27 protein-coding genes are annotated in these 24940 nt (G+C 40.1%); 2 read left to right on the top strand and 25 right to left on the bottom strand.

The genetic code is table 11. The features are described from left to right. Positions 1 to 62 precede the first annotated feature (62 nt). Positions 63 to 875, bottom strand: a complete 813-nt coding sequence (dprA, locus tag ACYX4O_RS09105; protein ID WP_476357065.1) for a DNA-processing protein DprA — start codon at positions 873 to 875, stop codon at positions 63 to 65. On the opposite strand from dprA, the gene ACYX4O_RS09100 reads away from it, so the two are divergent. After that, positions 824 to 961, top strand: coding sequence for a hypothetical protein (locus ACYX4O_RS09100; RefSeq protein ID WP_476357224.1), 138 nt, complete (start codon positions 824 to 826; stop codon positions 959 to 961). The genes dprA and ACYX4O_RS09100 overlap by 52 nt on opposite strands. Positions 962 to 1011: 50 nt before the next feature. Here ACYX4O_RS09100 and sucD read toward each other — a convergent pair whose 3' ends face one another. From sucD to smc, 17 genes are all read right to left on the bottom strand, one after another. Further along, positions 1012 to 1914: a succinate--CoA ligase subunit alpha gene (gene sucD, locus ACYX4O_RS09095; protein ID WP_188656008.1), complete on the bottom strand. Its 903-nt coding sequence runs from the start codon at positions 1912 to 1914 to the stop codon at positions 1012 to 1014. A gap of 16 nt (positions 1915 to 1930) precedes the next feature. Further along, positions 1931 to 3091 carry an ADP-forming succinate--CoA ligase subunit beta gene (gene sucC / locus ACYX4O_RS09090; protein ID WP_476356522.1) on the bottom strand — a complete coding sequence of 387 codons (1161 nt, stop codon included), beginning with the start codon at positions 3089 to 3091 and terminating at the stop codon, positions 1931 to 1933. 323 nt (positions 3092 to 3414) lie between these two features. Then, positions 3415 to 3690, bottom strand: coding sequence for an EscU/YscU/HrcU family type III secretion system export apparatus switch protein (locus tag ACYX4O_RS09085; protein WP_476356520.1), 276 nt, complete (start codon positions 3688 to 3690; stop codon positions 3415 to 3417). Further along, positions 3687 to 5588 (bottom strand): hypothetical protein, encoded by a 1902-nt coding sequence (locus tag ACYX4O_RS09080; RefSeq protein ID WP_476356518.1) that lies wholly within the window; start codon positions 5586 to 5588, stop codon positions 3687 to 3689. The genes ACYX4O_RS09085 and ACYX4O_RS09080 overlap by 4 nt, the downstream gene beginning before the upstream one ends. A 16-nt stretch (positions 5589 to 5604) precedes the next feature. Continuing rightward, positions 5605 to 6384 (bottom strand): ribonuclease HII, encoded by a 780-nt coding sequence (locus ACYX4O_RS09075; protein ID WP_476356516.1) that lies wholly within the window; start codon positions 6382 to 6384, stop codon positions 5605 to 5607. A gap of 113 nt (positions 6385 to 6497) precedes the next feature. Continuing rightward, entirely contained in the window at positions 6498 to 7352 is an 855-nt protein-coding gene (gene ylqF / locus ACYX4O_RS09070) for a ribosome biogenesis GTPase YlqF (protein ID WP_476356514.1), read from the bottom strand. Between the two features lie 15 nt (positions 7353 to 7367). Then, positions 7368 to 7925 carry a signal peptidase I gene (gene lepB / locus ACYX4O_RS09065; RefSeq protein WP_476356512.1) on the bottom strand — a complete coding sequence of 186 codons (558 nt, stop codon included), beginning with the start codon at positions 7923 to 7925 and terminating at the stop codon, positions 7368 to 7370. 95 nt (positions 7926 to 8020) lie between these two features. Next, on the bottom strand, positions 8021 to 8365 hold the full coding sequence (gene rplS / locus ACYX4O_RS09060; protein WP_036778645.1) for a 50S ribosomal protein L19: 345 nt from the start codon (positions 8363 to 8365) through the stop codon (positions 8021 to 8023). Positions 8366 to 8498: 133 nt separating this feature from the next. After that, positions 8499 to 9230 carry a tRNA (guanosine(37)-N1)-methyltransferase TrmD gene (gene trmD / locus ACYX4O_RS09055; protein WP_476356509.1) on the bottom strand — a complete coding sequence of 244 codons (732 nt, stop codon included), beginning with the start codon at positions 9228 to 9230 and terminating at the stop codon, positions 8499 to 8501. Then, positions 9230 to 9751 carry a ribosome maturation factor RimM gene (rimM, locus tag ACYX4O_RS09050; protein WP_476356507.1) on the bottom strand — a complete coding sequence of 174 codons (522 nt, stop codon included), beginning with the start codon at positions 9749 to 9751 and terminating at the stop codon, positions 9230 to 9232. The genes trmD and rimM overlap by 1 nt, the downstream gene beginning before the upstream one ends. A gap of 9 nt (positions 9752 to 9760) precedes the next feature. After that, positions 9761 to 10150, bottom strand: a complete 390-nt coding sequence (locus tag ACYX4O_RS09045) for a YlqD family protein (RefSeq protein WP_476356505.1) — start codon at positions 10148 to 10150, stop codon at positions 9761 to 9763. A 123-nt stretch (positions 10151 to 10273) separates the two neighbouring features. Then, entirely contained in the window at positions 10274 to 10501 is a 228-nt protein-coding gene (locus ACYX4O_RS09040) for a KH domain-containing protein (RefSeq protein ID WP_188656018.1), read from the bottom strand. Between the two features lie 14 nt (positions 10502 to 10515). After that, positions 10516 to 10788: a 30S ribosomal protein S16 gene (gene rpsP / locus ACYX4O_RS09035; RefSeq protein ID WP_036778634.1), complete on the bottom strand. Its 273-nt coding sequence runs from the start codon at positions 10786 to 10788 to the stop codon at positions 10516 to 10518. A 470-nt stretch (positions 10789 to 11258) separates the two neighbouring features. Beyond that, positions 11259 to 12605 (bottom strand): signal recognition particle protein, encoded by a 1347-nt coding sequence (ffh, locus tag ACYX4O_RS09030; RefSeq protein ID WP_036778632.1) that lies wholly within the window; start codon positions 12603 to 12605, stop codon positions 11259 to 11261. A gap of 13 nt (positions 12606 to 12618) precedes the next feature. Further along, positions 12619 to 12942, bottom strand: coding sequence for a putative DNA-binding protein (locus ACYX4O_RS09025; protein WP_207530065.1), 324 nt, complete (start codon positions 12940 to 12942; stop codon positions 12619 to 12621). A gap of 87 nt (positions 12943 to 13029) precedes the next feature. Beyond that, positions 13030 to 14286, bottom strand: coding sequence for a signal recognition particle-docking protein FtsY (gene ftsY / locus ACYX4O_RS09020; RefSeq protein ID WP_476356502.1), 1257 nt, complete (start codon positions 14284 to 14286; stop codon positions 13030 to 13032). A 16-nt stretch (positions 14287 to 14302) separates the two neighbouring features. Next, a complete protein-coding gene (smc, locus tag ACYX4O_RS09015; RefSeq protein ID WP_476356500.1) occupies positions 14303 to 17872 on the bottom strand; it encodes a chromosome segregation protein SMC in 3570 nt (1189 codons plus the stop codon). A 136-nt stretch (positions 17873 to 18008) separates the two neighbouring features. Here smc and ACYX4O_RS09010 point away from each other — a divergent pair, with 136 nt between their 5' ends. Further along, positions 18009 to 18239, top strand: coding sequence for a DUF1128 domain-containing protein (locus ACYX4O_RS09010; RefSeq protein WP_476356498.1), 231 nt, complete (start codon positions 18009 to 18011; stop codon positions 18237 to 18239). Positions 18240 to 18465: 226 nt separating this feature from the next. On the opposite strand, the gene rnc is transcribed toward ACYX4O_RS09010, so the two are convergent. The 7 genes from rnc to recG all read right to left on the bottom strand — a co-directional run bounded on the left by rnc (position 18466) and on the right by recG (position 24940). Then, a complete protein-coding gene (rnc, locus tag ACYX4O_RS09005) occupies positions 18466 to 19155 on the bottom strand; it encodes a ribonuclease III (RefSeq protein ID WP_345238824.1) in 690 nt (229 codons plus the stop codon). An 80-nt stretch (positions 19156 to 19235) separates the two neighbouring features. Beyond that, complete coding sequence (gene acpP / locus ACYX4O_RS09000) at positions 19236 to 19466, bottom strand: acyl carrier protein (protein WP_036778618.1); 231 nt, start codon at positions 19464 to 19466, stop codon at positions 19236 to 19238. A gap of 88 nt (positions 19467 to 19554) precedes the next feature. Next, a complete protein-coding gene (gene fabG / locus ACYX4O_RS08995) occupies positions 19555 to 20295 on the bottom strand; it encodes a 3-oxoacyl-[acyl-carrier-protein] reductase (protein WP_476356495.1) in 741 nt (246 codons plus the stop codon). 3 nt (positions 20296 to 20298) lie between these two features. Next, positions 20299 to 21240, bottom strand: a complete 942-nt coding sequence (fabD, locus tag ACYX4O_RS08990) for an ACP S-malonyltransferase (RefSeq protein WP_476356493.1) — start codon at positions 21238 to 21240, stop codon at positions 20299 to 20301. Beyond that, positions 21237 to 22247 (bottom strand): phosphate acyltransferase PlsX, encoded by a 1011-nt coding sequence (gene plsX, locus ACYX4O_RS08985; protein WP_476356491.1) that lies wholly within the window; start codon positions 22245 to 22247, stop codon positions 21237 to 21239. The genes fabD and plsX overlap by 4 nt, the downstream gene beginning before the upstream one ends. A 2-nt stretch (positions 22248 to 22249) precedes the next feature. Beyond that, complete coding sequence (gene fapR / locus ACYX4O_RS08980; protein WP_476356489.1) at positions 22250 to 22825, bottom strand: transcription factor FapR; 576 nt, start codon at positions 22823 to 22825, stop codon at positions 22250 to 22252. A gap of 78 nt (positions 22826 to 22903) precedes the next feature. Continuing rightward, a complete protein-coding gene (gene recG, locus ACYX4O_RS08975) occupies positions 22904 to 24940 on the bottom strand; it encodes an ATP-dependent DNA helicase RecG (protein ID WP_476357063.1) in 2037 nt (678 codons plus the stop codon).

Raw genomic sequence — 24940 nt, 5'->3', positions numbered from 1 at the left:
AAACTTATAGATAAACGGAAAAATATTGATTTTGTGACAGATTTCGACATCATTTCCCCTTTTTATTCCATCCATTCTTCTAAAATGTCGTGGGCATTTTGAACTAATTTAGCTCCATCCTGAATCATCTTATTACATCCACTTGAAACATCATTCACTATCGAACCAGGAATCGCAAAAACCTCTCTTCCTTGTTCCAAAGCTTGATCTACGGTTATTAACGTTCCGCTTCTTTCTTTTGCTTCAACAACCAATGTTCCAAAACTTAGCCCGCTTATAATTCTGTTCCGTTCAGGGAAATGCCATTTTCTTGGGGGGATATGAGGGGCATATTCAGATAAAAGAAGATGATTTTGAGCTAATGTCTCCATTAGAGGTTGGTTTGCGTTAGGATAACAGTATTGAAAACCAAAACCTAAAATAGCGATGGTCTTTCCTCCTAACTCTACGGTAAGATCATGGGCAATAGAATCAACACCTTCAGCCATCCCACTTACTATAACAAATCCTTCATCTAATAATGGAGGAAGCACCTTCTTCACAGAAGCTAACGCTAGATTTGAACACTTTCGCGTTCCTACTATACTTAAGTACGACTCCATACGCAAAAGTTTCAAATCTCCTTTTGCATAAAGAAGTAAAGGAGCATCAGGAATACTTCGTAATAGTTTAGGATAACTAGGATGCCAATGTGGAAGTAAAGTACATTCTGATATATTTGTGAGGAGCTGTTTTCTATTAGAGTCAGAATGGAGATGAGTAAGAAATGTGGAAGCTCTTTTTGAGGAAAGATTAAAATTTGAAGTAAGTTCTTTTAGGGAGAGTGAAAAAACAAACTCAAGGGAAGGATCAAACTGAAGAAATTGCCTTAACAAAACCCTACTTGCTCCTTTTGTTTGATGTAAAAGAGCTAATCTTAATGTTCTTGCTTCCAAACGTACACGTCCCTTCATTTATATAGAATATCGTTTAAAAAGGTGCTCCTACAACCAGGAGCACCTTTCAACGATCTTAATGGGTTTTACATTTATCGTAGATATTGTTTTCTTTTAACACGTTTATGAGCGTTTCTCCCATAACTGCAGGCGTTTCAGCTACTTGAATACCACACTCATTCATTACTTTAATCTTTTCCTCTGCTGTTCCTTTACCGCCTGAAATAATGGCACCTGCGTGTCCCATGCGTTTACCAGGAGGGGCTGTGCGACCTCCAATAAAGCCAACGACAGGTTTATCCATGTTGTCTTTAACAAATTGGGCTGCTTCTTCTTCAGCTGTTCCACCTATTTCACCAATCATAATAACTCCATAGGTGTCAGGATCATCCTGGAAAGCTTGCAAGACATCAATAAAATCAGTGCCATTCACTGGGTCTCCACCAATCCCTACAGCTGTAGATTGGCCAATTCCAGCTTCAGAAAGTTGATGTACAGCTTCATATGTTAATGTTCCACTTCTAGAAACAACACCAATATGTCCTTTTTTGTGAATGTAACCTGGCATAATACCAATCTTACATTCTTCCGGAGTAATAACACCAGGACAGTTCGGCCCTACTAAACGTGTTTTCTTCCCTTCCATATAACGCTTCACTTTTACCATGTCAATAACAGGAATATGCTCTGTAATACAGATTACAAGATCAAGCTCAGCATCAACAGCTTCCATAATTGCATCAGCAGCAAACGCGGCTGGTACGTATACAACAGATGCCGTCGCACCTGTTTCTTCAACAGCTTCTTCAACAGTATTGAACACAGGAACGCCCTCTACTTCAGTACCACCTTTTTTCGGCGTTACGCCGCCTACGATCTGGGTACCGTATTCAAGCATTTGTTTCGTATGGAATAGGGCAGTAGACCCTGTAATACCTTGTACAATGACTTTTGTATCTTTATTAATATATACACTCATTTTTGTCCGTCCTTTCTTATTTTACTAATTCTACGATTTTCTGTGCTGCTTCGGCCATAGATTCAGATGCAACAATGTTTAGGCCTGACTCATCAAGGATTTTCTTACCTTGTTCTACGTTTGTTCCTTCTAGACGAACAACAAGTGGAATTTCAAGACCAACTTCTTTCGTTGCCGCAACGACACCTTCTGCAATGACATCACATTTCATAATTCCACCGAATATATTAACAAGAATTCCCTTAACACTGTTGTCGGACAAAATGATTTTGAAAGCTTCTGTTACCTTTTCAGTAGTAGCGCCTCCCCCAACGTCAAGGAAGTTAGCGGGATCTCCGCCATAGTGCTTAATCGTGTCCATTGTCGCCATTGCAAGACCAGCACCATTAACCATACAGCCAATATTACCATCTAATGCAATATAGCTTAGGTCATATTCTGAAGCTTCGATTTCTTTTGGATCTTCTTCATCTAAATCACGAAGTTCAAATACATCTTTTTGGCGATATAAAGCGTTATCATCAAAGTTTAACTTCGCATCAAGCGCCATTACTTGACCGTCTCCTGTCGTTACAAGCGGGTTAATCTCAGCAATGGAACAATCTTTTTCAACAAATACTTGATAAAGACCCATCATAAATTTAACCGCTTTCCCTAACAATTCGTCTGGAATATTAATGTTAAATGCTAAGCGACGAGCTTGATAAGGCATTAATCCAGTTACAGGATCAATTACTTCTTTAAAAATTTTCTCTGGTGTTTCAGCTGCTACTTCTTCAATTTCAGTCCCGCCTTCTTCTGAAGCCATCATCGTTACACGTGAAGTGACGCGGTCTAGTACAATACCAACGTAATATTCTTTTTGAATATCACAGCCTTCTTCAATGAGTAAGCGCTTAACTTCTTTACCTTCAGGACCCGTTTGATGAGTCACAAGTTGTTTGCCTAAAATTTCTTCAGCATATGTACGGACTTCATCTATATTTTTGGCTACTTTAACACCACCAGCTTTTCCTCGGCCCCCTGCATGGATTTGTGCTTTGACTACAGATACATCTGTACTTAAGCCTTTAGCGGCTTCAACAGCTTCGTCTGCAGTAAATGCAACGGTTCCGTTTGGAACGGCAACGCCGTAGCTACGTAAAATTTCTTTCCCTTGATACTCATGAATGTTCATCTTCCATCCTCCCATCAAATTGTCACTGCATGACCATTGTATAAAAAATATGTGTGAATTGTCTACAAATTCATCTAGTATCTCCAAAAAAATTAAGAAAATACCGACAAAATCCGCTATTTTCTCCCTTTATAAGCTTAAAAAAATATTATTTATAATAATAAACTTGATGTACGTGAAAAGAATAGTGGAATAGCCGACCCGTTTCGCAGAATGCTAAAATTAAAAATAGAGGCACTCAAATCTCTATTTGATTTGAGTGCCTCTATTCAAAAGTCATTGATTTCTATGTAAATGCAGTAAGGGACGTTACCAAAATGTCCTTAAGGTTTCATTTGTTTATCAAGTTGATAAACATAAGCAAAGACTTCGGCAACCGCTTGATACAATTCTTCTGGGATCTTTTCATTAATATCAAGTTCTCCTAATAGTTTTACAAGTGTTGGGTCCTCTTGTATAGGAACTCTGTGATCATTTGCTTTATTAATAATGTTTGCAGCAATATCTCCTTTTCCTTTAGCAACAACTTTTGGAGCATTAAATTGGTATCCATCATAACTTAATGCAACTGCTTCTTTTTTTTGGTTAGACTCGCTCATATTTTTAGATCAAAGCCTCCTGTTTTTCGAGTAGGGGTATTTACTTTATTTATAGCGGTTTCTGAAGCATCTTTAAGGTTAATTTCCTTATGTCGAACAGTAGATAGCTTATAGTTCAGTTGTTCTAGCCCTTTTTCTAAAGATGGCTTAAGTACATGTATAAGGCCTTCTACCCCGTTATTATCAGTAAATAAGGTAAGTTGGACAACTCGTTGTTGAATCCTCATATCAATAACCGTTTCTTTAAGAGATTGGAGTTCAAGATAAAATAAAATGTGACAATAGTCTGGATCGATTTCTCCATTTTCTTTCTTGTTCCCTTCCACATCCATTGTCACATCTTGCTCGATTCCAAACCACTCTCCTGGCATCTGTACATTAAATTGGATAGATTGTTCGGATTCTTGCATCACTATTGGAGCAGCATTAAGATGATTCAACACTCTTTGGAGCCGATCTGCTACAGGTGAGGCTAATGGGTCTTGCATAGCTTGTAGTATGCTTCCTTTTAGAGATGAGGAGTGTGCTTCTCCTCTCTCCGCTAGTTGATACTCGTAATTAATTCCGCTGAGTTGAGTATATGCTTTTAACTTCACTAAGAATTGATCTTTTGAAGACATAGCTATTTCATTCGTTTCTTGTAACCCATACCTCAGCCATTCAATAAGTTTAGCAGCTTCTCCTTTAGGCAATTGGTTGTTCATAACTTGACTTAACGTGTTCGCTACTCCTTTTAAAGAAGAACGGTTTTCGTTCATCACTTTAGTTGAATTTGAACTTCCTAAAAGGAGTTCGAGAGCTTCTACAGAAGGCATTGATGCTCCATGATTAGTTAAAGCACCTTTTAAAGATGACCATACGCCTGCTACTTGAAGGGCTTCAGAAAGTTGATTTAAAGCTTGTCCAAGCTTTGGAGACATTGAGACCGACATGTTCCCTTTTGGTTCTGTCATTTTATTTAAAATCGATGAAAATTGATGAAGTAAAGACTTTTTATCTTTTGATACAGGTAATTGCTGCTGAAACAAGCTAACCAACTGCCCCTTCAACTCTCCTGAATTCTTGAACACAAATGAACTTTCTGATTCTTTATTAGCAGCACTTTGAGTATGGTTAACAGTTAACTGAGTGTGAATTTGGGACAGTGACGTTTCTTTAGAGACGTGCCCGCTTCGCTGTAAGAGCTGTAACGCAGCCGTTTGTTCTCCTATGGGAGCGTTCATAAATGTCTTCATGATCATTTTTTCTAGAGGCAAATCTGATCCTTTTCTTCCAAGAACTTGTTGTAATTGATGGCGAAGCGAATCCTGAATTTGATCCTCAAAACTTCCTACATCTGTAAATATAGATTGAAGAGAAGCAGTTAAAGAAGATGTATCTGTGTATTTAGTGTATAAAGCTTGAAATACAGATGATTTAATCGGCAAATTCCTTGAAAACATGTCTAATAAAATTTGAGATGCTTTGGAATGAGCGCCCGTCTGCTCCATTATTTTCAGCGCCTCTTTTAGATCTTTTTGTGTAAAGGGAATGTCACGTTGAATGAGTTCATTCACGAAACTCATTTGTCCCTTAGAAGGATTAGAGACCCCTAATTGTTGTAGTAATTGTGTTGAAGACTGAAGCGTCTTCCCTTTCTCCCCTTCTACCACTTTTAGGCGAAGCACAGGCTTTGTTTGTTGAACTTGAAATACATACCTTTCATTTACAGAGAGGGATGCTTCTAGCTGAGCGTTCATTTGTCCCCCACCAATTTGAACCAGCGCTTTTGCTTGAGGGTATAGCTTTAATACCTTTCCACCGACCAGACTCCCTTGTTGTAGCGATTGTGACAGTTGGTTCTGAACCGCTGATGAACGTAATTGGTTAAGCAATTGAGGAGCCGTTAAAGATGACATGATCTATCCCCTCTCTTTACTGAAAAGTTAACGAAGCTTCCTTTACCGGTGCAAACGATCTCCTGTGACACGGAGTGATTCCATGTTGCTTTAAAGCTTGAAGATGATTCTTTGTACCATAACCAGCATTCTGATTAAATTCATATGCCGGATAAGATTGATGAAGGTCATCCATATAACGATCACGTGTCACTTTTGCAAGGACACTCGCACATGCAATAGAGATGCTTCGCTGGTCTCCTTTAGGAAAGGCATCTACTGGTGCACGCGTGTTTGTTAAAGGTAGAGCATCTATCAAAAGCTGATCGGGCTCTTTGCTTAACTGACCAATTGCTCGATGCATGGCCAATTTAGTAGCCTCATAGATGTTAATTTCATCAATTGTTTCACTTGTTACAATACCAATTCCATATGATATAGAATGGGCTTTTATATAGTCAAAGAACGTATTCTTTTGGCTTTCTGAAAGTGCTTTTGAATCATATAATCCTTCTAAATAAAATGTATCAGGTAAAATCACTGCCGCTGCTACAACTGGACCTGCTATAGGCCCTCGACCCGCCTCATCGATTCCAGCGATTAGCTCTTTCCCTCTTTCCTTGTATGCATATTCATAGGTTTTCATAGCCTCAAATTGATCTTTGAGCGCTTGTTTTCTTGCTAATTGCTTGTGATATTGTTCAACCAACTTTTGTACACCTTTGCGTTCATCAGATTCTAAAGCCTCTAATTCTGCTGGTGTACACCCTGTGTCAAAAAGTTTTACCTTTATTTCTGCAATAGTTTCTTTACTCATGATTGTCCTCATTTCCTCTTTTATCGGTTTTCTCTACATATCTGTTAAGGATGGAGTTGATATTTTCTCACACAAAAAGCTGACCCTCAACGTGAGAAAGTCAGCCTTATCTTTTATTGTATCATATCTGGTGTTTCCAAAGTGACTCTGCCAATCTTAGCTGAACGTAAATCGCGAATAATTACCTCAGCCACTTTGTCATAATTAATCTTCCCGCCGCTCTCTAAGCAGCCTCTCTTCGTTCCGATGTGATCAAATACTTCTCCCATATCATCCACATCAGTAGACGCGCCGTAACGTTCTTGCAAAAGGCTTGGATAATGTTCTTGCAAAAAGCGAATGAAAAAAGCTGCCACATCTGGAATAGGTAAGATATTATCTTTAATTGTACCAATCGTAGCTAGACGATATCCTACGATCTCCTCTTCAAATTTCGGCCACAGAATACCCGGTGTATCGAGGAGCTCGAAGTCTTTTTTCACTTTAATCCATTGTTGGGCAGTTGTAACGCCTGGTCGATCACCTGTTTTGGTAATTTTCTTCTTCGCGAGACGATTAATAAGTGTAGACTTCCCAACATTCGGAATACCAATAATCATAGCCCTTGCTGGTCTCGGACGTACACCTTTTTTCCTTAAGCGTTCTAACTTTTCTTGGCCCATGTCTTTAGCTTTTTGAATAACATATTGTACGTCTTTTGGATCATCCACATTTACCGCTATTGCCTCAATGTCTTGCTCTTTATACCAACTAATCCACTTATTTGTAACCCCGTCATCAGCTAAGTCTCTCTTCATAAGAAGAACCATCTTAGGTTTTTGTTGAAGCACTTGATGAAGCATTGGGTTTTGTGAAGAGTATGGGGCACGTGCATCTACTAATTCAATGACAAAGTCAACAAGCTTTAATTTCTCTTCTACTTGTCGTTTGGCTTTAGCCATATGGCCTGGAAACCATTGAATCGTCATAGTCATCATCCTTTATCAATCTACAAAACCAAACCGTTCCATAGGCCAATAAATAAACCTGGTTTCCCCTACTATCCTCTCTAAAGGAATCAGCCCAAGCATGCGGCTATCTGTTGAGTTATTTCGGTTATCCCCAAGTACTAGAACATGGCCTTCAGGAATGGTTTCATAGTTCCCTTTTATATCTTGTAATCGAAAATCAAACGTATAAGATTGATTCTCTGAAAGTCGGTCTAATCTTTCGTTTAAGAACGTTTCCTCTATAGGTTCTCCGTTCACATATAACGCATCATCCCGGTACTCAATGTGATCGCCCGGGAGGCCAATTACTCGTTTAATATAATCTTTCGTTTCTGTTGCATGAAACACAACGATATCAAAACGTTCTGGTTTTCCAATAGTGTAACTAAATTTATTCACAATCATGTGGTCACCATTTTCTAGCGTCGGAAGCATAGATGGCCCGTCCACGACGATTGGAGCAAATAAAAATACGCGGATGACAATTGCTAAAATGGCTGCAACGATCAACGCTTTTATCCAATCAAGCCATTCATTTCTTTTCTTCGTCATCCAGCTTCCCTCCACTATGTAAACAACATCTATTATAAGTCATTATAGAACAAAAAGGAGCCTGTCTAAACAAGCTCCTTTCTTCAGTGTTCATCTTAGCGAATTTCTTTAATGCGCGCAGCTTTACCACGTAGGTTACGTAGGTAGTAAAGTTTAGCACGACGTACTTTACCACGACGAACAACTTCGATTTTATCAACGCGTGGAGAATGTACTGGGAACGTACGCTCAACACCAACGCCAGAAGAAATTTTACGTACAGTGAATGTTTCGGAGATGCCTCCGCCACGGCGCTTAATTACAACACCTTCAAACACCTGAATACGTTCGCGGCTTCCCTCAACAACTTTAACGTGAACCTTTACAGTGTCACCAGCTTTGAAACGTGGAAGATCTTCGCGTAGCTGTTCTTTAGTAATTTCTTGGATTAAGTTTTGCATCCTGTTTCACTCCTTCTTCACCAATGCTCTTACCTGGATTGACCTGGTAGCGGAACATCGTAATTAGACTTAAGCTAAACGCCTAAGCACAAGTTTTAATATAGCATAATTACAATAATGATGCAATATGCTATTAATCATTCTGCCATTCATTTATCCATTGTTTTTCTAGCTCCTTTAATGAGCGTTGTTCTATGAGATCTTTGCGCCTCTCATAAGTTCGTTTTAAAGACTGTTTATGTCTCCATTCATCAATCCTTGCGTGGTTGCCAGAGAATAACACCTCAGGCACTTGCATTCCTCGAAAATCACGAGGTCTTGTGTAGTGAGGATGTTCTAATAGACCATTTGAGAAGGAATCTTCGGGTGCAGAGGATGCGTTCCCTAGCACTCCAGGTAACAAACGCACAACACTGTCCATCACAACCATAGCCCCAAGCTCTCCACCTGTTAACACGTAATCCCCTATAGAGATCTCATCCGTCACAAGATGTTCACGAATTCGCTCATCATAACCTTCATAATGACCACATAAGAAAATTAAATGCTCTTCCTGAGCTAACTCTTCTGCCTTAGCCTGAGAATGGGGTTCACCTTGAGGGCACATAAGAATGACTCTTGGCTTCTTCCCTTGCTTATCTTTAATGGCATCTACTGCGTCAAAGATCGGCTGCGGGGATAAGACCATACCAGCTCCCCCTCCATAAGGGGTGTCATCCACCTTTAAATGTTTACTTGCGGTATAGTCTCGAAAATTAACAGTCTCATATGAAAATGCATCTAAATCCTGAGCTTTTTTCATAATAGATGTATTGAGTACTCCACTAAACATTTCTGGGAACAAAGTCAAAATATCAATATGCATTAGTCTAGCAGCCCTTCCATTGGTTCAATTGTAATCGTTTTGTTAGGAATATCTACATTTTTTACAACTTGTTCGATATAAGGAATTAGGGCATCCTTTTTCTGAGGACGCTTTACGACCCAAACATCATTTCCACCAGGGCTTAAAATTTCTTTCACGCTTCCCACAACTTCCTCATCCATCGTCTGTACGGAACATCCGATAATCTCGTGGTAATAGAATTCTCCTTCATCCAGAGGAGTTTGTTGCTCTTTCGTGATCGCTAATGTGCCGCCTTTTAACGATTCAACCTCATTTAATGAGCTGTACTCCTCAAAATGAAGAAGGTGAAAGGATTTATGCATACGATGACCTTTAATCGTTAATGCGATGGGTTCTTCTTGCTTTGACTGTGGAATCCAGTATACTTCATTTCCCGGTTCAAAACGTTCTTCAAAATCTGTAACTTGAATTACGCGAATTTCACCGCGTACTCCGTGAGTGTTTACGACCTTACCTATTGTATATAATTCTTTATCCATTCACATCACCTATTTATCAATTCGGATTACTTTACCATCTTGAACAATAATCGCGCCATGGTTCATTTGTTCGTCCCAGGTATCTCCTACATTTAGGTCTACTATGGATTCCACTTCCCCATCTTCGATTTCACTGCCTAATGGTAGGATTTCTAGTTGTTCAAGTTGATATTCAAGCCACCGAATTTTTTCTTTTCTTTTATCGATTTCTCGATTAAAACGCTTTGCTACTTCTTCTCTAGAGACATTTTGTTTTACTTCAATCTTTCTTTTCTCAAAGGAAAGTTGCTGACACTCTTCATCAAGTCTAGCTTTCCGTGTCTCAAACTCCTGCCGCAACTTTTCTTTACTTGTTTCTGTAAGAACACGTTTTACGGATACACGTTTGATGATGTTCATCACATTCGCTCCTTTAACTGGAAACGACTCTTCTTTACTTCCCAAGGGTTTTGCTTTATGAAGAGCAACTTACACGAAAAAGTTTAACCTAGTAAAAAAGAGAAAGGTGGCCCCTCTCCCTTTTTACATAATATCTAAATAAATTCGCTTTTTGGAATTCGATCCTGCCGCATATACAACGGTTCGGATGGCCTTAGCCACTCGTCCGTGTCTACCAATCACCTTGCCGACGTCATCTTTGTGAACAGATAAGTGATACGTAAGCTTACGCTCTTCTTCTTGCTCTGTAACGGCAACATCATCTGGATAATCAACTAGTGGACGTACAATGGTTTCGATTAAGGCTTTCACGTTATCACACTACTTTACTTTTGAGTTTTTTGTGCGTGAAACTTTTCCATAAGACCTTGCGTTGAGAACAAGTTGCGAACTGTGTCAGATGGCTTAGCACCTTCTGTCATCCAGTTAAGAGCTTTTTCTTCATTTACAGTAACCTCTGTTGGGTTAGCTGTCGGGTTGTACGTTCCGATCTCTTCGATGAAACGACCATCACGTGGGGAACGAGAATCTGCTACTACTATACGATAGAATGGGTTACGCTTAGAACCCATGCGCTTTAGGCGAATTTTTACTGCCATATTAAATACCTCCATATTTTCAAATGCTTATTTTTACTTAACACAATTTTAGATTTTAGCAGAGAACTGCGAGTGTGTAAAGGGGTTTTGCATTACATATTAATAAAAGTGTAAGCGAGAGATAAAAAGCGGAAACAGTTTGGTCAGAACCGTACGGATAAGGAATACCTCGTAGGTGAGGTTTCCTCACCGTAGTGGGATTCCTTATCTCGCTAGGTTCTAACTGTTGGAGCTGGATTTAAGCTCTCAGCATGGCTAAAGAGAAAAGCACTAAAGGGAGTTATAACTCTAAACTTCCCACCATGCTCACATGCCTCAGTATAGCTGAGGTTAGCTTTGCACTTTTCGCCACTGTCCAGCTCCGGCGGGGAGGGCCTAGCGCGATAAGCAACCTACCTGCAGTGGCTAATCGCCACTTCCGGCATTTTGCTTATCCGTACGGGGCTAAGCAGTCGCCTGCACTTTTCGTTTTACATAAACGGTAATTTAAATCCGCCGCCTTTACCTTTTTTACCTTTTTGATTCGTCATCTGCTTCATCATTTTCTTCATGTCGTTGAACTGTTTTAATAAACGGTTCACTTCGGATACGTTTCGGCCGGAGCCTTTGGCAATTCGTTTTTTACGACTTGCGTTCATGATACTTGGGTCATTTCGTTCGGCTTTGGTCATGGATTGAATGATTGCTTCGATGTGATTTAATTGCTTCTCATCTATGTTAGCATTCTTCAAACCTTTCATTTTATCAGCGCCTGGGATCATGCCGATTAGTTCATCGAGTGGTCCCATATTACGAACTTGGCCCATTTGTTCTAAGAAATCGTCCAATGTGAAGGACGCGTCGCGCATTTTCTGCTCGAGTTCCTTCGCCTGGTCTTCGTTTACTTCAGATTGGGCTTTTTCAATTAGCGTTAGGACGTCTCCCATACCTAAGATACGAGAAGCCATACGCTCAGGGTGGAACGCTTCTAGCTGGTCAAGTTTCTCACCCATACCCGCAAACTTAATTGGTTTGTCTGTTACAGCTTTGATGGATAGCGCAGCACCACCACGGGTGTCACCATCTAATTTAGTTAGGACTACCCCGCTAACGTCTAGCTGCTCATTAAACGATTCTGCTACGTTAACGGCATCTTGACCTGTCATCGCATCAACGACCAGAAAGACTTCATCGGGATTCACGTTTGAGTGAATTTCTTTTAACTCACCCATAAGATTCTCATCGATATGAAGACGACCAGCTGTATCAATAATGACATAGTCATTATGATTCTCTTTCGCTTGAGCAATTGCTTCATTCGCAATGTCTACTGGGTTTGCCTCTGTTCCTTTTGAGAAAACAGGCATATTAAGCTGAGTACCAAGCGTCTCTAACTGGTTAATTGCAGCAGGACGGTAAACGTCAGCTGCTACTAGTAAAGGGTTCCTATTGTGGTTTTTACGAAGATGATTAGCAAGTTTACCAGTAGTAGTAGTCTTACCAGCACCTTGGAGACCTACCATCATAATAACTGTTGGTGGACGATTAGCCACAGCAATTTTGCTCTGGTCTCCTCCCATAAGATCAGTTAATTCTTCTTTCACCACTTTAATCACTTGTTGACCTGGAGTTAAACTCTGCATAACTTCTTGTCCAACCGCACGTTCTTTCACACGTTTCACAAAGTCTTTTACAACTTTGAAGTTAACGTCCGCTTCAAGAAGCGCAAGGCGGACTTCACGGGTCATTTCTTTTACATCTGCTTCGGTTACCTTACCTTTGCCTTTGATCTTTTGGATCGAATTCTGCAGTCGGTCGGCTAAACCTTCGAATGCCATATAAGCCGCCCTCCTAATCTAAGTTCTCAAGGGTCTCAATGATTTCTAACGCATCATCAGACCCTTTTTGAACGGAATCTTTCAATTGCTTCAACAACCGTTGTCGCTTTTCAAAACGATCGTATAAATCTAACTTCTGTTCGTATTCTTCAAGCATTGTTTCTGTTCGTTTAATATTGTCATATACAGCCTGACGACTTACATTGAATGTTTCAGAGATCTCCCCTAAAGAATAATCTTCAAGGTAATAGTACTCCATATAACTTCGCTGTTTATCTGTCAGTAATTCTTGGTAAAAATCAAACAAATAGTTCATGCGTGTTGTTTTCTCAAGCAAAGTAAGCACTCCTTGTTAAGTGAAATGCCTTTACATATACAAATAGTACAAAATAAAGGTGTGATCTGTCAAGTTCATCCCGGTGAATTATTCTTGTTCTGACTCTTCAAGCATATCAGCAAATAGACCATAAACGAAAGCATGGGCATCAAAGGATTGAAGATCTGTCACCTTTTCCCCTAGTCCTACGAACTTAACTGGTATATCTAATTCATTCCGTATCGCCATAACAATACCACCTTTAGCGGTACCATCAAGTTTTGTCAGCACAATCCCAGAAACATTCGTCGCTTCTGAGAATGTCTTTGCTTGACTCAAGGCATTCTGACCTGTAGTGGCATCAAGAACTAATAACGATTCATGAGGTGCACCTGGTATTTCACGTTCAATGACACGCTTCACTTTGGATAACTCGTTCATTAAGTTAACCTTGTTTTGCAAACGACCAGCCGTGTCACATAGTAGTACATCTGCTCCCTTAGATTTTGCAGACTGTATACCGTCATAGATAACTGCAGCAGGGTCACTTCCTTCACTATGACGAATTACTGGTACACCCACTCGATCTCCCCATACTTCAAGCTGTTCTATCGCACCGGCACGGAAAGTGTCCCCAGCTGCCATAACCACATTTTTTCCTTGTTGTTTAAGTCTGTGAGCCATCTTACCGATTGTAGTTGTTTTCCCTACACCATTTACTCCTACAAAAAGAAGAACAGTAAGTCCATCTTGATTAAACGTAATTTCTTCAATTTCTTCGTCATCATCTCCGTAGTAGATGTCGACCAGTTTTTCTGAAATGACTTCGCGAACCTCACGAGTGTCTTTAATGTTACGACGCTTCACTTCCATCTTTAATTCATCAATTAAATGCATAACAGTATTAACACCCACGTCAGCAGAAATGAGGATCTCTTCTAGTTCTTCGAAGAAATCTTCGTCTACTGTACGATAACGGGCAACAAGGTCATTCACTTTAGTTGCAAAAGAGTTACGGGTTTTCGCCAATCCCCTCTTAAACTTTGTGGATATGCTCTCTTTTTCTTCTACATCTTCTATTTCTTCTACTTCTTCTACTTCTTCTGGTTCATCTTGTACGTGTTCTGTAGTGTCTGGTTCAACAACCTCTTCCTCTTTAGATTGTTCTTCAACAACCATTTCAGAAGCAGGCTCATTGACATCTTCTTGTACTTCCTCTTCTTCGGTCGAAGTGGAAAGGTCTTGATCCTCTTCTGCAGTTTGGTCCTCTTCAAGATTGTCTACGTCTTCTTTTTTACTAGAATCGTCTTGTACATGCTCATCTTCTTTTACGAATTTTTCTTTTAACTTCTTAAAAAATCCCATCTTCCATACTTCCTTTCTACGAGCGTTGTATTAATTCCTTAGTCTCTTCCAAACGAACAGAGACAAGTTTTGATACACCAGACTCTTGCATCGTTACCCCATACAAGACATCCGATTCTTCCATCGTCCCTTTCCTGTGAGTGATGACAATAAACTGTGTTTTAGCACTAAATCGTTTTAAATACTGAGCAAATCGGGTTACATTTGCTTCATCAAGTGCTGCTTCTACTTCATCAAGTACACAGAATGGAACCGGCCTGACGTGAAGTATTGCAAACAGAAGAGCGATTGCTGTCAGTGCTCGTTCCCCTCCCGATAACAATCCTAAATGCTGCAACTTCTTACCTGGTGGTTGGGCTACAATTTCAATTCCTGTCTCTAAAATATTCTCAGGGTCTGTCATTCTAAGGTCAGCCCTGCCACCTCCAAAGAGGTCTTTAAAGACATGGGTGAACTCTTCACGGATTTGAACGAACGTACTTTCGAAACGACGCTCCATCTCTCCATCCATCTCTGAAATCACACCGAACAACGTATCTTTAGCCTCTAGCAAGTCTGTTTGCTGATCCGTTAAGAATGTGTGACGTTCTTTAATGCGATCATACTCTTCAATAGCACCTATATTGACGGTTCCTAATTCATCAATAGCCAGACGAATAAGCTTCACTTGCCTCTTCGTAGCATCAATGTCTTCTACTTCAGGATAAGTCGCTTTTGCCTTCTCATAAGAAAGCATGTATTCAGTCCTGAGGTGTTCTAGTCGATTTTCAAGTTCTACATCAAGACGGTTGGTTTTGACCTCTTTGTCTTGGATATCTTGCACCAAGGATTGGAGCATCCTTTTGTTCTCTTTCAGCTCAACCTCGATGTTTTGAACCCTTTCGGAACGATTGGTGCGATCTTCACGTTTACTTCGTATAAGTTCACTTTTCGTTTCTTTTTGGTTTCGTTTTGATTCAATCTGAGCATCAATCTCTTCTTCCGTTTCTTTAGACTCAGCAATATCTTTTAACTGATTAAGCTGAGATTGCTGTTCTTGTTTGGAAGACTGCACTTCTTCTAATTGAACGAGGAGAGCTTCTGTTTTTTCCTGCTGGTTTTTCACTTGTGTTTGTTGCTCAGCATACTCAACTTGTAACTGGTTTAGATCTTGTTGTAGTTGATCATAACTGGCTTTTTGAGTTGTTTGCTGTTCTGTTAGCTGATCAATTTCTTTTTGAATATGAATTAAATTCTCTTCAATTGTTTCTAGTTCAGCTGTTAATTTCTTATTCCGTTCTTGTAGAGAAGATCGGTCATCATCAAATTGAGCTTTGTCCTGGTCATAGAGGGAAAGCTGATCGTTTAAATTTTGTTCTTGTAACTCAAGTTCTCTCAATCGGCCCCTGCTTGCTTGTTCTTCAAGCTTTGATGATTCAAGTTGTTGTTGTAAAGTCGAGCGGTTTTCTTTCTTCTCTTTTATTTTCTCTTTTAAGTCCTTAACTGTTTGCTCATATTGCGCGCTTCTTTGCTCAAATTGAGTTAACTTTTCTTTTAGCTCCTCGAGTTCTTGATCTCTTGTAAACAGCGACTGGTTACTCTTTTTCTGCGCGCCACCTGTCATGGAACCACCAGGATTTACTACATCCCCTTCCAATGTTACAACACGAAAACGCCTACCTGTTGCTTTAGCGATCTCATTAGCGTCCTTTAATGTCTCAGCTATAATTACATGCCCCATAAGGTGTTGAATAGCTTTAGTGAAGTGCTCATCATTACGCACCAGCTCAGAAGCCACCCCAACAAAACCACTTACTTCTTTAGCTATATTTAACTTATCTGAAGGAATATATTTTGATTGAATCGTAGGAAGTGGCAAGAACGTTGCCCTACCTCTGTTGGTTTGCTTTAACCAGTTAATGGTCTTACGAGCGGTGGCTTCATCTTCCATTACAATGTGCTGCGCTGCTCCCCCAAGCGTTGTTTCAATAGCTGTTACATATTTTTTGGGAATATCAATAAGTTCAGCAACGGCACCTTTCACACCTTTTAGTTCACCAGACTCTCGTGCCTTTAAAACTTCTTTGACACCTTGGAAAAAACCTGCAAAATCTTCTTTTAAGTCTTCAAGCATTTCTTTCTTAGAACGTAATTTCTCTAAATGTTGATAGCCCTGATAGAGTTTGGATTGCTTCTCCTGATACTCTTTCTCTTCATGTTCTAGCTCAGTTTTAACACGATTCAAACTTTGCTCTTGTTCTATCCGTTTAGCTGTTACTGTTTCAAGTTCTTGTTCTAAAGTCCCTTTTTGTTTTTGGATTGCATCACGGTCATCAATGAGATCTTTAAATTTTCCTTCAAGACGAGTTGTTCTTACATCAAACTGCTCTAGTTGTTGGCTTATAGACTGACGTTCATTACGTTTGGCAGCCTGCTCGTTAAGCTGTTCGATATAATCACTCTTTAAACTTTCGATTTTTTCTTCTTGATTACTATCCAATTGATTAAGTTGTTCCCGAACTTTGTTTAACTTTTCTTTTGTCGCATTTGCTTTCGACGTGACTCGATCTAACTTAGACTGTTCTTCGTCATATTGTCCTTGAACCGTTTCTTCACGACCCTGAAGTTTATTAACTTCCTCTTCTAATTTTGAACGGTTTTCGGTGTAATGTTTCTGGCGTTCACTAAATAATTCTTTCTTTCCTTCTAAGTTTTCAAGCTCCTGGGTTAAAACGAGTAAAGATTCTTGCAACCCTTCAACAGAATCATCTAACGCTTTCATTTCACTTCGTTCTTCTTCCACATTTGCTTCTTGATTTGAAGTAAGCGCACGCAATTCTTGTTCACGAGCTTTTTGTGTTTCTAAATCTTTTAACAACGCTTCCCAATCAGCGTGTATGGCCTCTATTTCTGCTACCATTAGAGAAACTTCATAATTTTCAAGCTCTTCTTTCTTCTCAAGGTAATCTTTTGCGATAGCAGCTTGCTCTTTTAATGGTTCTAATTGACCTTCAATTTCATAAATAATATCCTCTACACGGTTCAAGTTTTCTTGGGTTTCCGCTAATTTGTATTCTGCTTTTTGTTTACGTTTCTTATATTTAAGAACACCAGCAGCCTCTTCGAAAATGGAGCGGCGCTCTTCAGCTTTTGAGCTTAAGATCTCTTCTACCTTTCCTTGAGAGATAATAGAGAAGGCTTCCCTCCCAAGACCGGAGTCCATAAACAAGTCGATGATATCTTTTAAACGACATGCTTGTTTGTTAATAAGGAATTCACTTTCTCCAGATCGATACACTCTTCGTGTGACGGAAACTTCCTGATAATCAAGAGGCAATGTATTGTCTTCATTATCTAGCGTTAATGTAACTTCTGCAAAATTAAGCGGTTTACGGGAATCACTCCCCTGAAAGATAATATCCTCCATTTTAGATCCACGCAGAGACCTAGCTGATTGTTCACCTAGCACCCATCTTATGGCATCTGTGATATTACTTTTCCCGCTCCCGTTCGGACCTACTACTGAGGTGACGCCTGGCACAAAATCTACAGTAATCCGTTCGGCAAACGATTTAAATCCTACTGTATCTAAACGTTTGAGGAACATGTTAACTTCCTCCTATGTAAAACTATTTTTTGTATTTCTGCGATGAATAATTTCAATTTCAACTCATTTATTTTATCATAAACTATAAGGTGTTAGAAGAAAGCATTCTAGTAATGATGAAAGAGGAGAGATTTCTATGGATTTAAGTAACCCAACAAATGATAATTTAGTGTTTATGATTAACACTCTAGCCGAGCAGCTTCAGGTTGTTAACCGAGGTTTGATGGACCCTGAAGACTACGACATCAAGCATTATGAAGATATTAAAGACATGTACGACATGGTCCAAATGAAAAAAGGACAACTTAGCGTGTCAGAACTCCAAGCTGTTGTGGGTGAGCTAGGGAAATATCGCGTTAAAGCATAAGCATTCAAGACGAGTCTATATAGGCTCGTCTTTTTTGTGAATAATAACTTTGGGCCCCTAGTAGAGTGTTTACATTTACTTCATTCTCGTTTAAGGCATGCCTTAAAAACCGCTCCCCATCGTAAAGGCCCCACCACATTTAATTTACTCTCCTTTAGGGTTTAACAATGGAACACCCTAGCCCATTACAGATACAAAAAGCTGCTAGCGGGAGCCAGCAGCTTTTTTAAACCTCTATATCGAAAGCATCAAGTGCTTCCTTTGCAGCATTCTGTTCTGCTTCTTTCTTGGTTCGACCAATGCCAATACCAGAACGGTCACCTTGTATGAAAACGTGAGCAATAAATTCACGGTTATGAGCTGGGCCTCTTTCTTCCACAATCTCATATTCTATAACGCCATTACGCTCTCGTTGAACCACTTCTTGTAATTGACTTTTATAATCCATCGCATGCGAAAAAGCACCTTTATGAATTTTAGGGTAGACAAACTCTTCAAGAAATCGAATAACAGTCTGGAAGCCTTGATCCAAATAAATAGCTCCGATAAACGCTTCAAATACGTCTGCTAACAGAGCAGGACGCTCACGCCCCCCTGTCATTTCTTCTCCTTTGCCTAAGAAGATCAGGTCACTGAAATGTAAATCATTTGCGAAACGAACGAGTGAGGCTTCACAAACAATTGAAGCGCGATATTTCGTTAATTCGCCTTCAGTCATTTCTGGATGCTTACGGTATAGATATTGAGATATTGCTAATTCTAGTACGGCATCCCCTAAAAATTCTAATCGTTCATTGTCGTCATATTCTCTGGTGCGATGCTCATTCACATAGGATGAATGGGTGAAAGCTTGTTCTAATAACTTTTTACTCTCAAAGGTAATCCCAATCCTATTTTGAAATTTCGTGAAATCCACTGTCTCATGCCACCTATTCTTATTATTAGAATTACATACAGAGAAAGTCTCGCATCTTGCGAGACTTTCTTACTTTATTGTTACTTGCTGTTTATGTAATTCACAGCATCGCCAACTGTCTCAATTTTCTCTGCATCTTCATCAGAGATCTCCATGTCGAACTCATCTTCAAGTTCCATAACAAGCTCAACCACATCAAGTGAGTCTGCTTCTAGGTCATCTTTAAAGGAAGCTTCCATGGTTACTTTTGAGTCGTCTACATCTAGACGTTCAACAACTATGCCTTTTACTCGTTCAAATACATCTGCCATCGTTGTTCACCTCCCTTCAGTAATTATAGAAGATTTTGCGTTAAAATACTAGGTCATGACAAGATTTTATCTTGGATCTTAATAAAATTTACATGACCATGCCGCCATCTACATGAAGGGTTTGACCTGTCATATAGTTGGCATCCTCAGAAGCTAAGAAACGAACAACCTTTGCAATATCCTCACCTTGTCCTAACCGAGACAATGGGATCATAGATTGCATGCTCTCAACTTGTTCATCTGTCAGTTCATCTGTCATATCTGTTTCAATAAAGCCTGGTGCTACGGCATTCACAAGAATATTACGAGCAGCTAATTCTTTAGCTGAGGTCTTCGTTAATCCGATAACACCCGCTTTAGCAGCTACATAGTTTGCTTGCCCTGGGTTTCCACTAACTCCAACAACTGAAGCTATATTAATAATCTTGCCGCCTTTTTGCTTCATCATTGGTCGCGTTACCGCTTTGGTTGTCAAGAATACTCCTTTAAGGTTCGTATCTATAACCTGATCAAACTCTTCTTCTTTCATACGCATAAGAAGATTGTCGCGTGTAATACCAGCGTTATTGATTAATATATCAATTCGACCAAATGTTTCGGTAACTTGTTTAACCATTGCTTTTACTTCTTCTTCAGATGATACATTGGCTTGGATCTTAATACCTTCAGCTCCTAAAGAAGTGATTTCATCAACGACGTCTTGAGCCTTTTGTTCGCTACCCGCATAGTTAACAGCTACTTTGGCCCCTTGTCTTGCTAGCTCTAAAGCGATAGCACGTCCGATACCGCGTGATGCGCCAGTTACAAGGGCAACTTTACCTTCAAGCATTTGTTAGTCCTCCTTATACCATTCCAGAAATGCCTCTAGGCTCTCTGGGTCTTGTATATTAAATGTTTTCATTCGTCGATTAACTTTACGGATCAAGCCGCTTAAGACCTTTCCGTTCCCAACCTCTACAAAGGCGTCAATACCTTGATCCATCATATAGCGAATCGTTTCTTCAAAACGAACCGGAGAATATAGTTGCTCAACTAAAGAATCAAAGATTTGACCTTTATCTTGAATAGGCTTTGCGGTTACATTGGCTACAACCGGAACTTCAGCCTCTTTTAAAGAAACACCATTTAGCTCTGACTCAAATTGCTCACTTGCAGGCTTCATTAAACGTGAGTGGAAAGGACCGCTCACATTCAGAGGTAGTGCACGCTTTGCTCCCTCTTCTTTCAAACGTTCACACGCTTGGTCTACGCCTTCTTTTGATCCTGATATAACAATTTGCCCTGGGCAGTTATAATTGGCAACCTCTACAACTTCACCCTGATCGCGAATTGCTGATGTTACACGTTCGATTGTCTCAACATCTAGTCCAAGTACTGCAGCCATGGAACCTTGACCAGCTGGAACAGCTTCTTCCATAAGCTGTCCACGCTTTTGCACTAAAGACAATGCTTCCTCTTGCGACATTGTTCCCGCCGCTACATGAGCGCTATACTCCCCTAAACTGTGACCTGCTACAAGTTCAGGTTTGATGCCTTCATCTTTAAGTAATTGAACAATCGAAGTACTTAGTAAAAGAAGGGCTGGTTGCGCATGCTCCGTTTTCGTTAACGTTTCCTCTGGTCCTTCTAACATATATTGACTGATAGAAACACCTAAGCGATCGTCAGCTCTAGCGAACTGCTCTCTTACACTTTCATATTGATCATAGAAAGACTTTCCCATACCAACTTCTTGAGAACCTTGTCCAGGAAAGACAAAAGCTATTCTTTTCATTGATCATCATCCTTATCCCAGTTCATATTTTGAACCGTTTCTTGTATAGCTTGATTCACCTCATGGTCGACCATGTGACAGGCTTGTTTAATAGCATTAAATACTGCACGAGCATCAGAAGATCCATGAGCTTTAATAACAGGTGCGGCAAGACCGAATAATCCAGCTCCTCCATATTCGGAATAATCTAACTTACTCTTCAAACCACGCAGATTTTCCTTAGCCATACTAGCAGCCAACTTCGTCTTCCAATTTGTCATAAATGTATCTTTAATCATGGCAAACATCGACATCGCTGTACCTTCTATTGTCTTAAGGGTTACATTACCGGTAAAACCATCCGCTACAACAACATCCGCCACACCATTCAGTAAGTCACGTGCTTCTACATTTCCTACAAAATGAATCGGAGCGCCTTGCAATTGTTTAAAAGTCTTTTTAACTAGGTCATTCCCTTTTCCATCTTCTGTACCAACATTTAAAAGACCAACCCTAGGAGAAGGTATGCCACGCACTTGCTCTGCATAAACTGATCCCATTATCGCGTATTGTACTAAGTGGTTTGGCTTTGCATCGACATTAGCCCCAACGTCTAATAGTAAAAAGCCTTTTCCATCTACTGTAGGTAACGTTGGACTTAGAGCAGGACGTTCAATCCCCTCAATTCGTCCAACAACAAACAAACCTGCACTCATAAGCGCCCCTGTATTCCCTGCAGAGACACAAGCATCTGCTCGTCCTTCTTTTACTTCTTTTGCCATTAAAACCATCGAAGCATTTTTCTTTCGCCGAACCGCACGAACGGGTTCGTCTTCTGAAGTGATTATCTCATCTGTATGTACGACCTTAATGGCTGAATAATCCTCGCTCATGTGTGAACGAATCTGGTCTTCGTGGCCAAATAAGGTAACCTCTAGATTATCTATATGTTTTACTGCTTCTATTGCGCCTAATACGATTTCTTTAGGAGCATGGTCTCCTCCCATTGCATCGACTGCTAATCTCATGGTTAGGCCTCTCCTTTTTCATCATTTGAACGAAACATAACAAAGACTCCTGAAAATACAGTCTCTTGGTCAACCACACTTTCTACTTCTACGATGGTTCGACCTTTGTCATCATTTCCTTTAACTTGTGCCTTTGCTACAACACGTTCCCCTTCTTTTACTTGCCGAGTAAACCTGATCTTAGATTTTGCTGTTAGAGCAAGTTCATCGTTAATAACTGCAACAGCCAAAGAGTTCGCCTGTGCAAACAAGTGATGACCCCTGGCAATTCTATTACGAGAGAATACGTGTTCATCTTTTATATCTAATATCGAAATTGCTTTATGATCTAATTCCAAATCAACAACTTCCCCAATAACCTCCTCTAGAGGCAGGGCTTTAACGGTTTCATTCCATTGGTACGTAGCGACCGACTTAATTCGTTCACGAAGCTCAGGAATTGATAGTTCCATCCGATCTAGACGTATCGTTTGAATACTAACCCCATATTTCTTGGCTAATTCCTCATCTGTAATGAACGGAGTCTGCTCAATTGTATCTTTGAGACGCTGCTGACGCTCTTTCTTCGATAACTTCATCTTTACACACCGTCCAATTATGACTAGGTACTAATAGTAATATATAATACCTCCCTATCTTATGCAAGGATTGTTTCTTTAATCCAAAACTTCTCCTTTTAAAATAGGGTCATTCATTAAGAGGTTAAATAGGGGTTGAAGGGATGGGTCTTGCTTGAAATGATCTTCTTCAATCATTTTCTGAGCATCTTGACGAGCCGTTTCTAGAGCACGATAATCGTGTACCATATCTGCAACCTTAAACTCCGGCACCCCACTTTGCTTTCTTCCAAAGAAATCACCAGGGCCTCGAAGTTTCAGGTCATGTTCAGACAATTCAAATCCATTAGTGGTTTCACTCATAATCCTCATCCGTTCTTTCCCTACATCACCTTTTGGATCAGCAAGTAAAATACAATAACTTTGATGGCTCCCTCTTCCAACACGACCTCTCAACTGGTGAAGCTGGGATAAACCAAAACGATCCGCATCATAAATAAGCATTACCGTTGCATTGGGAACGTTCACACCCACCTCAACAACCGTTGTGGATACCAGTACTTGCACCTCGTTATTGGCATACTGCTTCATTACTTCATCTTTTTCCTCAGATGTTAAGCGACCGTGCATCAATCCCACTTTTATAGACGAAGGGAAATAAGCAGTCAGCTGATGATAAGTATCTACTGCATTCTGTATGTCAAGCTTGTCGGATTCTTCAATTAGCGGGCTAATTACATACGCCTGACGCCCCTCTTCAACTTCATTTTGGATAAATGTTAAAACACGATCTAACATCTGATCTTTCACCCAATAAGTTTCAACAGCTTTACGCCCGGCGGGCATTTCATCAATTACAGAAACATCCATGTCTCCAAATGCTGTAATAGCTAGAGTTCTAGGGATGGGTGTAGCGGTCATAAAGAGAACATCAGGCATCAGGCCTTTATCACGAAGTGTACGGCGTTGCTCTACACCAAAACGGTGCTGTTCATCTATTATGGCTAAGCCGAGATCACTAAAGATGACTTCATCCTGTATTAACGCATGTGTTCCTATGATGATATCAGCCTCATGATTGGCAATTTTTTCTACGACTTCTTTACGACGCTTCCCTTTTACACTACCTGTCAGAAGTACAACCTCAGCCTTATCTCCAAATAGGTCTTGCAACGATTCATGATGTTGTTCTGCAAGGATTTCTGTAGGGACCATTAGAGAACCTTGTTTCCCTGAGGTAATGGTTGCATATAATGCTATGGCTGCTACCGCAGTTTTTCCAGATCCCACATCGCCTTGAAGCAAACGATTCATTCGATAGGGAGAGCTCATATCTTTCAAGATTTCTTTTAGGCTTTTAGATTGTGCTCCTGTCAGCTGGAAAGGTAAATCATTCGTAAATTGAACAACCGACTCTTTATCAAAGCTTTGAGCGTTACCCGTTGTCGCTTCTCGTTTGATTTTTCGTAGGAGCTGCATTTTTAATTGGAATAATAAGAACTCTTCATATATAAAGCGACGCTTAGCATGTTTTAATACGACCCGGCTTTCCGGGAAATGCATCCCATATAATGCCTTGGATCGCTCGGGTAACTTATAAGCTTCCAAAAAGGAAGGAGGCAAGACCTCTTCTATGTAAGAACCATATTGATCTACGGCCGTTCTCATCCACTTTTTAAACGAAGGCATTTTCATATTTCCTTTTAACGAATAGACAGGTTGGATTGGGGTGTTCGATTTAGCTCTCCCTTTATAATAATGACTCACCGTAATCTGCAAACGATGCTGGTCCCATTTCCCTGTAACAGTTACCGTATCTCCTGGCTGAAGCTGTTTCTTAGCAAAAGCACGATTAAACATAACTGCTTTCACCGCAAATTGTTCCACTTGTAACGTAATGGTTAAGCGTGATTTCTTCTTTCCAAAAAAGGTGAGGGAAGGTTCCCCTACGACCTCCCCTTCAATAGTAGCTTTTTCATCGTGTACAAGTTCGGTCAACGGCTTTACCTCGTGAACATCATAACGGAAGGGAAAATAAAAGAGGAAGTCCTCAATCGTAAATATTCCCATCTCATTTAGCGTTTCTCCAGTTTTCTCGCCAACTCCTGACAATTGTAAAACCGATTGTTGTAGCAC

Source organism: Pontibacillus sp. ABV4_188 (assembly GCF_056311905.1).
Note: the sequence above shows the minus strand (reverse complement) of the source record. Positions and strands in the feature narration are given on the sequence as shown.

Excerpts from the sequence above, each read along its gene's own strand:
- sucD (WP_188656008.1), bottom strand. The coding sequence starts at position 1,914 with ATGAGTGTATATATTAATAAAGATACAAAAGTCATTGTACAAGGTATT.
- sucC (WP_476356522.1), bottom strand. The coding sequence starts at position 3,091 with ATGAACATTCATGAGTATCAAGGGAAAGAAATTTTACGTAGCTACGGC.
- ACYX4O_RS09085 (WP_476356520.1), bottom strand. The coding sequence starts at position 3,690 with ATGAGCGAGTCTAACCAAAAAAAAGAAGCAGTTGCATTAAGTTATGAT.
- ACYX4O_RS09080 (WP_476356518.1), bottom strand. The coding sequence starts at position 5,588 with ATGTCATCTTTAACGGCTCCTCAATTGCTTAACCAATTACGTTCATCA.
- ACYX4O_RS09075 (WP_476356516.1), bottom strand. The coding sequence starts at position 6,384 with ATGAGTAAAGAAACTATTGCAGAAATAAAGGTAAAACTTTTTGACACA.
- ylqF (WP_476356514.1), bottom strand. The coding sequence starts at position 7,352 with ATGACGATTCAATGGTTTCCAGGCCATATGGCTAAAGCCAAACGACAA.
- lepB (WP_476356512.1), bottom strand. The coding sequence starts at position 7,925 with ATGACGAAGAAAAGAAATGAATGGCTTGATTGGATAAAAGCGTTGATC.
- rplS (WP_036778645.1), bottom strand. The coding sequence starts at position 8,365 with ATGCAAAACTTAATCCAAGAAATTACTAAAGAACAGCTACGCGAAGAT.
- trmD (WP_476356509.1), bottom strand. The coding sequence starts at position 9,230 with ATGCATATTGATATTTTGACTTTGTTCCCAGAAATGTTTAGTGGAGTA.
- rimM (WP_476356507.1), bottom strand. The coding sequence starts at position 9,751 with ATGGATAAAGAATTATATACAATAGGTAAGGTCGTAAACACTCACGGA.
- ACYX4O_RS09045 (WP_476356505.1), bottom strand. The coding sequence starts at position 10,150 with ATGAACATCATCAAACGTGTATCCGTAAAACGTGTTCTTACAGAAACA.
- rpsP (WP_036778634.1), bottom strand. The coding sequence starts at position 10,788 with ATGGCAGTAAAAATTCGCCTAAAGCGCATGGGTTCTAAGCGTAACCCA.
- ffh (WP_036778632.1), bottom strand. The coding sequence starts at position 12,605 with ATGGCATTCGAAGGTTTAGCCGACCGACTGCAGAATTCGATCCAAAAG.
- ftsY (WP_476356502.1), bottom strand. The coding sequence starts at position 14,286 with ATGGGATTTTTTAAGAAGTTAAAAGAAAAATTCGTAAAAGAAGATGAG.
- smc (WP_476356500.1), bottom strand. The coding sequence starts at position 17,872 with ATGTTCCTCAAACGTTTAGATACAGTAGGATTTAAATCGTTTGCCGAA.
- ACYX4O_RS09010 (WP_476356498.1), top strand. The coding sequence starts at position 18,009 with ATGGATTTAAGTAACCCAACAAATGATAATTTAGTGTTTATGATTAAC.
- acpP (WP_036778618.1), bottom strand. The coding sequence starts at position 19,466 with ATGGCAGATGTATTTGAACGAGTAAAAGGCATAGTTGTTGAACGTCTA.
- fabG (WP_476356495.1), bottom strand. The coding sequence starts at position 20,295 with ATGCTTGAAGGTAAAGTTGCCCTTGTAACTGGCGCATCACGCGGTATC.
- fabD (WP_476356493.1), bottom strand. The coding sequence starts at position 21,240 with ATGAAAAGAATAGCTTTTGTCTTTCCTGGACAAGGTTCTCAAGAAGTT.
- plsX (WP_476356491.1), bottom strand. The coding sequence starts at position 22,247 with ATGAGATTAGCAGTCGATGCAATGGGAGGAGACCATGCTCCTAAAGAA.
- fapR (WP_476356489.1), bottom strand. The coding sequence starts at position 22,825 with ATGAAGTTATCGAAGAAAGAGCGTCAGCAGCGTCTCAAAGATACAATT.